Origin of the sequence: Allokutzneria multivorans (assembly GCF_039537405.1) — a bacterium.
In the GTDB taxonomy this organism is placed as follows: Bacteria; Actinomycetota; Actinomycetes; order Mycobacteriales; family Pseudonocardiaceae; genus Allokutzneria; species Allokutzneria multivorans.
Genome location: NZ_BAABAL010000028.1, coordinates 59,032 through 68,434 on the forward strand (window position 1 = coordinate 59,032; position 9,403 = coordinate 68,434).

Annotated in this window: 7 protein-coding genes; 1 reads left to right on the plus strand and 6 read right to left on the minus strand. The window is 68.8% G+C overall.

Features of this window, described 5'->3' with window-relative positions; translation table 11 throughout:
* Positions 1-43: 43 nt before the first annotated feature.
* The 5 genes from ABD798_RS36745 to ABD798_RS36765 are packed head-to-tail and all read right to left on the minus strand — an operon-like array spanning position 44 to position 7,307.
* A complete protein-coding gene (locus ABD798_RS36745) occupies positions 44-1,270 on the minus strand; it encodes an MFS transporter (protein ID WP_344886177.1) in 1,227 nt (408 codons plus the stop codon).
* On the minus strand, positions 1,267-2,505 hold the full coding sequence (locus ABD798_RS36750; protein WP_344886180.1) for a phenylacetate--CoA ligase family protein: 1,239 nt from the start codon (positions 2,503-2,505) through the stop codon (positions 1,267-1,269). Before ABD798_RS36750 ends, ABD798_RS36745 begins: the two co-directional genes overlap by 4 nt.
* A complete protein-coding gene (locus tag ABD798_RS36755; RefSeq protein WP_344886183.1) occupies positions 2,498-5,023 on the minus strand; it encodes an acyl-CoA reductase in 2,526 nt (841 codons plus the stop codon). The genes ABD798_RS36750 and ABD798_RS36755 overlap by 8 nt, the downstream gene beginning before the upstream one ends.
* The gene (locus ABD798_RS36760) at positions 5,020-6,180 is read right to left on the minus strand and encodes a LuxE/PaaK family acyltransferase (RefSeq protein ID WP_344886186.1); all 1,161 of its coding nucleotides are present in this window, start codon (positions 6,178-6,180) and stop codon (positions 5,020-5,022) included. The genes ABD798_RS36755 and ABD798_RS36760 overlap by 4 nt, the downstream gene beginning before the upstream one ends.
* On the minus strand, positions 6,177-7,307 hold the full coding sequence (locus ABD798_RS36765) for a GNAT family N-acetyltransferase (RefSeq protein ID WP_344886189.1): 1,131 nt from the start codon (positions 7,305-7,307) through the stop codon (positions 6,177-6,179). Before ABD798_RS36765 ends, ABD798_RS36760 begins: the two co-directional genes overlap by 4 nt.
* Positions 7,308-7,709: 402 nt before the next feature.
* On the opposite strand from ABD798_RS36765, the gene ABD798_RS36770 reads away from it, so the two are divergent.
* The gene (locus tag ABD798_RS36770; RefSeq protein WP_344886192.1) at positions 7,710-8,759 is read left to right on the plus strand and encodes a LacI family DNA-binding transcriptional regulator; all 1,050 of its coding nucleotides are present in this window, start codon (positions 7,710-7,712) and stop codon (positions 8,757-8,759) included.
* A 441-nt stretch (positions 8,760-9,200) separates the two neighbouring features.
* On the opposite strand, the gene ABD798_RS36775 is transcribed toward ABD798_RS36770, so the two are convergent.
* Positions 9,201-9,403, minus strand: a 203-nt coding sequence (locus ABD798_RS36775; RefSeq protein WP_344886195.1) for a hypothetical protein, incomplete at its 5' end; no start/stop codon positions are given.

Consider the following 9,403-nt stretch of genomic DNA (forward strand, 5'->3'; position numbering starts at 1 on the left):
GGTGATACTGCCCGTTCGGAGGTCCTCCTGTACGCCGAATCGCTCACCTGGGTTCTGGTACCCGGGCCAGGACCAGCGCGAACACCAGCAGCCCTGCCCCCTGGACAAGGGGCAACAGCTGCGGGCCGATCGCGTCGCCGAACGCGCCGAAGGCCAGGAACGCGACCGGGAACGTCGAGCTGATCGCAGCCTGGAGCGCCGCGAAGAACCGGCCCTTGACCTCGTTCGGCACCGCCATCTGGAACAGCGTCGTGAACTTCACGTTCGACACGCCCAGGCAGAGCCCGGCGAGCGCGAGCACCACCGCGTAGATCACCGTGTTCGCGACCAGACCCGGGATCGCCAGGAAGATCCCGAACGCGGCGATGCACAGCGCTCCGAAGCGCACCGTGCGGCCGGCCGTCGGGATGTTCGCCGCGCTGAAGGCGCCGAGCAGCAGGCCCAGCCACAACGCGGCTTCCAGGATCGCGAGCGTCCCGGCCTCCTGCTCCAGCACGAGCTTCGTGTAGAGCGGCAGCACCAGCAGCGTCGGCGCCGAGAAGAAGTTCGCCGCCGCGAAGCACACCAGCAGCGGGCGCACCGAAGGCATGGAACCCAGGAACTTCCACGTGCTCTTGTGCTCCTGCGGGGCCTCTTCGCCAGGGGTCGGGGGCGGCGAGGCGGGCAGCGGGGTGAAGCGCGCGAAGTACAGGCACGCCGCGGCCACCGCGTAGGTCGCCGCGTTGATCACGACCGCGCCGGTGAAGCCGACCGTGGCCAGCAGGACCGCGCCGAAAGCGGCTCCGGCGAAGTTCGCCACGGACTGCGTGGAGGTGCCGAAGCCGACCGCGCGTTCGACGTCCTTGCCCTCCACCAGTTCCGGCATCGCCTTGAGCAGGCACGGGTCGAAGAACGCCTGGCACACCGCGACGATCAGTGCCACCACGTACACCGACCACACCGGAACGGCGTCCTGCCAAGCGAAAACGGCGAGCACGGTGACCACGGCGCAGGCGGTCAGCTCGGCGCGGAGCATCACCTTGCGGCTCGGCATCCGGTCAATGAGCTTGCCGATGTGGCGCATCAGGATCAGCGGGGGCAGCGCGCCCATCACCAGGAACGCGCCGGAGGCGACGCCGCGCACGTTCTCCGGCAGCTGGCCGAGCAGCCACCACAGCAGCGCGATCTGGTAGATCCGGGTGCCGCCCTGGCTGAGCACCTGGCCGATCCAGACCAGCGCGAAGTTCTTGTTGCGCAACAGAAGCGGCTTCTGCCGGGTTGGTGTCGTCACGCGCCACGCTCGTCGATCAGGCGCACGAGCTTGCCCGTGCGCGGGTTGGTGGTCAGCTCGGTGGTGCCGACCCATTCGACGGCGAGCGGCTGGATCAGCCCGCGCGCCACGTGGTCGGCGAACATCGGCCGGGTCTCGTCGAGCCGCTTCACGATCGCCTCGGTCAGCTCGTCGGTGCCCGTCACGTCTCCGGACAGCCGCAGCACGAGCTGGTCCTTGGCCTGGTGACGGCGAAGGACGACCTGGCCGCCCGTGATCCCTTGCCCGCTAGCCGAATCGCGCACGATCTCCAGCAGGTCGTCCAAGTACAGCGTCACCGGGCCGACGCGCGCGCCCTCGCCGGAGCGGCCGAGCAGACGGAAGGTCCGAGCCTCGAAGTCCACCCACTCGGCGCGGTCGCCGACCGGGTAGCGCAGCACCGGCTGGAGCGTCCGGACCAGGTCGGTGACGACGATCCGCCCCGCGCGACCGGGCTCCTCGATCGGGTTTCCGGTGTCCTCGTCCAGGATTTCCATGATCCGGCCGGGATAGACCTGGTGGACGCGCGCGTCGTCCTCGCCGTGCACGGGCGCTCCGATGATGCCGCCATCCACGCTCGCGTAGCCGATGGAGCGCACAGACGCGTTGGGGAACGCAGACGCCAGCAGCTCGCGTTGATCGCCGTAGAACGCCTCGCCGCTGAAGAGCACCAGGTGGATCAGCGGCAGCGAGCCGACGGTGTCGATCACGTGCTGGGCGAGCTGGCAGAGCGAGGTGGGCGGCGCGGTGAGCACCGTCGCGTCGAACTCCAGCAGTGCGTTGGTGACGAACTCCTGCGTCGCGGAGCCCGCGATCGGCAGCTGCACGGTGTCCACCGGCGCGTCCTGCAACGCGTTGAGGGTGAAGATAAAACTGGAGTACAGCTCGCCCGCGTAGAACAGGTTCGCGACACGGTCGCCCTCGCGCAGCCCGGCGGCTACGAGCCCCTTGGAGAAGGTCTCGCTCATTTCCCGCCACTCAGCGCGCGTGTACACCGAGACCTTGGGCGCGCTCGTGGTGCCGCCGCTCTTGAAGATGATCCCGCCGACGTGCTCGCCTGCGCGAAGCTTGTTGTCCTGCAAGGTGTTCGCGGCCCAGTACGCGGCGTGCTCCACCACTGGAAGTGCTTCGAGTGCTGGCGCGTCCGGCAGGTCCTTGTACAGCTCCGCGTAGAAGGGCGAACTGTGACGGACGAGTTTGATGAGCTGATCAAGCACTGTTGCGCTCCCGGCTGTCCACGACGGCAACGAGTTTTCCGCTGGTGTTGGTGCGCTTGAAGTCCTCGGCGCCGACCAGCTCGACGTGCAGTGACACCAACCGGTCCCGCACGGCTGAGGTCTCCAGGTCGGGGTAGCGCTGCACGAACTCCGTCCACACCTTGTCGGTGTCGGCGGGCGCCCGCTCGCGGTCCATCCGGATCGTCAGCCGCTCCTGGTCACCGATCTCGTCCAGCACGATCTGGAGTTCGCCGGTGTAGTCGAAGGCCTCACCCGCCGCCGCGACGAACCTGCGGTAGTTGAGGAAGTGCCCGCCCGCGCGGAACACGTCACCGGCCCTTCCGAGCAGCTCGAAGCGTGGAGTCCTTCTGCCACAAGGACAATCCTCGTCGAGCCAGCGACCGAGGTCGCCGATCTCGTAGCGGTCCAACCGTTGCCCGCGCCGCGTGTGCGCGGTGAAGACCAGCCGCCCGGTCTCGCCAGGGGCAGCTGGGCGGTCCTCCTCCTGATCCAGGATCTCCAGGGTCTGGATGCCCGCGAAGAGGTGGTGCACCCGCGACGGCGACTCCAGGCACTGGTAGCCCAGCGGGCCGCCGTCCACGCTGCCGTACGCGGCGGAGCGGATCAGCTCGACGCCGAACTCCTCGGCGAACCACCGCTTCTGCTGCTCGCTGAAGTGCTCCCCGCCGTAGAAGATCTTGCGGACGCCCCGGTAGGCGCGCAGCGTCTCGCCCGCCTCGTCGAACAGCCGCAGCAGGTAGCTCGGCATCCCGAGCAGCGTGTCCACCCGGTTGTCCACAATGGACTTAGCGACCATCTCGTGCTCGTTCTGCTGGCCCGCCATGGGGTACTGCACGGCCTCAAGGCGCTCCAGCACGGAGAAGAAGCTCGGGAAACCGCCATAGAGCTGGCCGCCGAAGAACAGGTTCATCGTGCGATCGGTGCGCGGGTCGAACCCCGCCGCGATCATGCCCTCGGCGCCGTGGCGCATGTGCTCGTCGTAGTCGGCCCAGCTGAACGCGGACAGCTTCGGCGCGCCGCTCGTGCCGCCGCTGCGGAAGAACACCTCCGCGCGGCTGAGGTCGTCCTGAAGCTGGTCGAAGTGTGCCTTCGTGGTGACCTCGACGGTCGGCGGCGGTAGTTGCCGCGCGCTGACGAGGTCGTCGAGGCACGCATCGCGGTCGAACCGCTCGTCGAGCTGCACATCCACGCGGCGGCTGTAGCGCTGCAACGCGTACACGCCGTCGTGCGGCTCGCCGTCGTAGCTGCCGAGCATCGCGCCGGGCACGGTCACGCGCTGCACGCCCGCCGCGATCAGGCCTCGTGTGAGCACTGCGGTGTCCTGGCGGTTCGCGCCGAGCCCGACCGTCTGGAGGTAGCGCCGCATCGGGCGCAGCACTGCGGCGATCTCCTTGCATGCCAAGGACTTCACCCACACCGTGCGGTAGAGCGGTGACGCGCGAAGCGCCGATCGCGTGTCCGCGAGCACGCGCCAGGCTCCGTCTTCGGCCTTGTGGACCTTCGTGAGGCCGAGGTGCTGCTCAAGCTCCGTGACGAGCACGGTGTTGGTGATCTCCGCCCACTCCGGATCGCTGGGCTCGCGACGCTCCACAGTGGACACCACGTCGTCCAGCACGGCGGCGAAGCGCTCGGCGAACGCGAAGACTTCGGCGTCGTCGTCGGTGTCCAGGTAGACCACCTGCGGGCTCGAACACGCCTGCTGGTCCATCGCGCAGACGTCCGCAGCAACCGCGCGCAGGGTTTCTTCGTCCGCCCAGGAATCGCTTGTCAAGTAGGCGAAGGAGAGCTTCGGGCCCCAGTCGACCAAGCGGCATCCCGGGCGCAGCACCGACGCGACGCCAGCAAGGGCCTCCTCGCCGCCCCACGCCGCGACCGCGTCGGCCGGGGCGCACATCCGCTCCAGCCACTCGCGGCGGCTGGAGGAGTAGTGCAGCACGATCACGCGCTCCGCGATCTGCCCGGTCGGGTCGGCCTCGGCCAGCGCGGAGAGCAGCTCGGCGGTGAAGCGCGAATCGTCACCGCTGGTCTTGACCACGTTGAGGTTGCCGGAGAGCAGGCCCTCCAGGCAGCTCAGCGCTCCGGCCGCGGGTGCGTTGCCCGGCGCGATGTGCGCGAGCAGGCCGACCGGGACCCACGCCTCGAAGACCTGCTTGCGGAAGTCGAAGCGCGCCAGGCGGTTCGGGTCGACGCTGCCCAGCTCGCGCACGACCTTCTTCTCGATCGTCGGCCGAGCCAGCGCCCCGGAGAGCCCGCCCAACGTCTGCTCGATCTCCTCCGACGGCACGTTCCAGTCCACCAACCGCTGTGCGAGCCGTTGGCGCACAGGGCTTTCCGGGTTCTGGAGGTGCTCAACGACGCGCTCAGCCGCCGCCATCACGATCAGCGGGCTCAGCGGCTCCTTGCTCAGGACCGCCTGCGTCGCTTCCTCCAAAGTGGACAATCGGCGGTCGGCTTCGGCGTCCTCGACCCACTCGCCCTGCCAGTAGTGTTGGTTCACGACTTGTCCTTCAGGAGTTCGGCGGCGGCGATGGCGCAGCTCTTGTTGCGGCTCAGCCCGGCACGGCCGCGGATCTCGAACCACGGCGTGTCCAGGCCGCAGCCGCACTCGGCCGGGGTGTGCAGCGTCGCGAGATCGCCCATGAGCACGCTCTGCGCGGGCGCGGAGGTGATGAACGGCGAGACGAACTGGAGGTAGCCGGGTTCCCCGTGCGGCACCGGCTCCAGCGTGCGCACGTCGCGGATCAGCACCCGCGACCACACCGGCACGTGCATGTTGTGCCGCGCGCACTCGATGTAGGGCACGGAGTGCTCGACCGAGCCGAAGCCGTCGCGGACGCGCTCGTCCGGGATGCCGAGCTGGTCGGTGATCTTCGCGTACAGCTCACGCTTGCTGATCTGCTTGTCCGCGTTGCCCTTCCAGCCGCCGCCGAAGAGCACCAGCGAGTCGTCGGAGAGCTTCACCGGCGGCAGGCCGAGCGCGCGCATGCGGTCCAGGGTGAAGGACAGGAATGCCGGGAACCCGAAGATCCGCACCGGCACGCCGTCCTCCGCCGAGCGCAGAAGCGCCCGCACAGCACCGAAAGCGTCGAACTCGTGGCCGGTTCCGGTGCTGGGCAGGCCGTACTCCACCCGCCGCACCGGAGCGAAGTCGCACAGGTAGTGGTCGGTGAAGGAGGCGCCGAGGTTCACGCCGGGCTTCGGCTGGTAGGTGTAGATCAGGTAGTCCACCGGGCGGCTCGGGTCGATCCAGCCGTAGTGCTCGAAGATCCGCGCGACCATGCGCTGACCCGAGCGCAACGTCCAGTCGTCGAAGAACATCTGCGACTTCTGGCCGGTCGTGCCGGAGGAGGTCACGTGCAGCTTGACGTCCTCGCGCGGGATCGAGACGACCTCGTGCATCTTGAAGAAGTTCGCGTGCACGAAGGGCTGCCGCGCGATGTCCTCAATGGACTCCAGCGGTTCCCTTGCACCCCAGAGGCTTCTGAAGAACGGTGAGCGCTCGGCGTGCCAGCGGTTGGACTCGTTCATCGCGGAGACGAACAGCGCGTCGGCGTCCGGGCCGACGTCGTAGGGCTTCGCGAGATCGCACAGGCGTTGGACCTCGGCGAGTGCCGAGGGGTTCGGCACCGTGACCGGTCCGAGGTAGCTGCTCACCGGTACACCCCGATCGTGTTGAGGTACTTCTGCTTCCAGAGGTCGATGTACTGCTCGACGAACGGCCGGAACGCCGCGTCGATGGCGAGGCCGCGGAAGTCCAGCGGCTGCATGGTCCGCGCCATCACCACGTAGTCACGGAATTTCTCGCCGTCCCTGCGCATGGCCGGATAGGCGGCTGCGGGGAGGAATCCGTGCGCCAGCAAGGAGGACAGCTCGTCGAAGGCGTCCAGTGGGGCAAGCGTCTCCACGTAGAAGGCGCCGAAGTTGCCGAGCTGGCCGATCAGCTGGTCCATGTGCGGGTCGACGGCCATCGGGTTCGGCGCGGCGCCGATCAGCGTGCAGTAGCCGTCGCTGATGCTCAGGTGCGTGTACACCTCGTAGGAGCCGTCGGCCGCCGCGAGCAGCATGTTCGGCTTGTGGAACGGGTAGAACGCGCGGTCCGGCTCCACGACCTCGCCGAAGCGGCGCTGCACGAACTCCGGCGCGTTGATCAGCTCGACGCCGGGGGAGGGCACCTGCTGCGCGGGAACTTCCTTGTCCGGCACCAGTTCGGGCAGCACCGGCATGCGCGCGACCGTGTTGAGCGCCTCGACCATCGGGCCGAGGCTGGCCGGGACGCGCTCGACCGGGTGCCTGCGCTCGATCACGTCGTCGCGGTGGCGCGCCAGCAGGACCATCGTCTCGTGCTTGGCGGCCTTGCGGAGGTTGGGGAAGAAGCCCAGCGCGCGGAACCCGGCCCGAAGGCAGATCCGTTGCGGCGCGGTCGAGGTGGTGCGTGCCGTGGCGTAGACGGAGTCGATCCGGCCGTCCGCGAGCATCTCGTCGCTCATCGAGCTGACCGCGTGCTGAGCGATACCCCCGCCGCGACAGGCCGGGTCCACCACCAGGCCCTGCATCTTGCCGAGCCGGTCGACCGGGTCCACGTTGCCGACGATCGAGGCGATCAGCTCACCGCGCTCGTCGCGGGCGACCAGCCAGGTGGTCAGCTCCGAGCCGATCTCCCTGGCCATGACGGCGGGCTCGGTGCCGAGGGGCAGCGCGTAGGCGGCGCCGTACACCCGTCGGTAGAGCCGCAGCAGCTCGTCGATGTCCTCGACGCGGGCACGGTCGAAAACGGGTGTCAACGCGTCTCCTTCGGGCAGCACTCGATTCCCGGTGAGCGCACTCGAACGCGCCCGCGCGGGAAGGAAGAGAAGTGGATAAGGGATTCGGTCAGTGGACCGAAGACTCTCCTCATCCTAGAGCCCGAAACCTTAGAAAAATTCCTTATACACTCTTGACCTGCATTGATGTCGGCTCGCGGCGAGCATGCTCACATCAGGTAACGGGCGCTCGATATTGAGGTGGTAGGCCGTTCGGGTAGGTCGTCCCGGGGCTTGGAATTCCCGGTCTGGAATCTGAACAAACCGGGACGCGCCGAGTCCAGACGCTGTCATCCTTTTGACCCCGGCAACCCTGCTTTCGGCCGACACCCACCTCAGGGGGCGGCTTACGCCGAACGCAGCAACCGCAAGCGCGTGCAAGAAATGTGGCCGACTTGCAGGAACTTGCGTCACCATGGCGGCATGACGCGACGACTGGCCGAGGTGGCCCGCAAGGTCGGGGTGAGCGAGGCGACCGTGAGCCGCGTGCTCAACGGCAAACCCGGCGTCTCCTCCTCCACTCGCGCCGCCGTGCTGACCGCGCTCGACGTGCTCGGCTACGAGCGCCCCACCCAGCTGCGCGGCGAACGCGCGCGACTCGTCGGCCTCGTGCTGCCCGAACTCCAGAACCCGATCTTCCCCGCCTTCGCCGAGATCATGGGCAACGCGCTCGCGCAGCAGGGCTTCACCCCCGTGCTCTGCACCCGCACCGCGGGCGGGGTCTCCGAGGCCGACTACGTCGAACTGCTGCTGGCCCAACAGGTTTCCGGCGTGCTCTTCGCCGGCGGCGCCTACGCCTCAGCCGACGCCTCGCACGAGCACTACCACCTGCTCACCGAGCGCAACCTGCCGACCGTTCTGGTCAACGCCGCCGTCGAGGACCTCGGGTTCCCCCGCGTCTCCTGCGACGACGCCGTCGCCGCCGAGCAGGCGCTCACCCACCTCACCTCGCTCGGCCACTCCCGCGTCGGCATGGTCCTCGGCCCGCCTGATCACGTCCCCTCCCGCCGCAAGCTCGCCGCGTTCACCGCCGCCGCCTCCCGCACCGGCCTCGACGTCCCCGCCGAATGGGTCGGTCACGCCATGTTCTCCCTCGAAGGCGGCCAAGCGGCGGCGTCCCGCCTGATCGAACGCGGCGTCACCGGCATCGTCTGCGCCAGCGACCCCCTCGCCCTCGGCACCGTCCGCGCCGCTCGCCGCCGCGGCCTCGCCGTTCCGCACGAGCTCTCCGTCATCGGCTACGACGACTCCGCCTTCATGAACTGCACCGACCCGCCGCTCACCACCATCCGCCAACCCATCGAGGCCATGGGCCGCGCCGCCGTCGACCTGCTCACCGTCCAGATCAACGGAGCCGAGGTCGCCGCCGAGGAACTCCTCTACGAACCCGAACTCGTCGTCCGCGGCTCCACCGCCCCCGCCCCCCGCACTTAACGTCGGGAACGCACCAAACGACCCGTTGAGGTCCCTGAGCGCACTGAACGACCCGTTCAGTGCGCTCAACGCACCAAACCGGCCGTTCGCATCGACCCGGGGGTTAGCGCGTCTTCAAGACCCACAAACCCCGCTGTCGATCACCGCTAACCACTCCCTACTTCGGGGTGGCCGAAGGTTTGCCGTCGTTGAAGACCTCAGCGAAGGGGGTTCGCTGGTCTTGAAGACTGGCGAACCCCTCGCCGAGTACAGGGGCTCGCGGATCGTCCGCGCAGGCGTCGAGGTCGCCGCGACGTACCCAATGTGGCATTTGTTTCGCCAGACGTAACCAATGCCGCATTGGGTACGCCCACGCCCACGCCCCCGGCGCGCGCGCCATGTGGAGTGCACTGAACGGCCCGTTGAGGTACTTGAACGCACTGAACGGGTCGTTCAGTGCGTTCAACGCGCCGAACGGGCCGTTGGCGGCACTGCGGTGGTTCGTTCCACGTCGCGCTCGTTCTGGTCGGGTGGCACCTTCTCGCCTGGCAACGGTTCGCCGTGCCGCACTTCGTCCGCGCACCCGCACCCGCACCCGCGCCGCGCCCGCTCCCGCGCCCGCGCCGCGCCCGCTCCCGCGCCCGCGCCGCTCCCGCGCCGCGCCC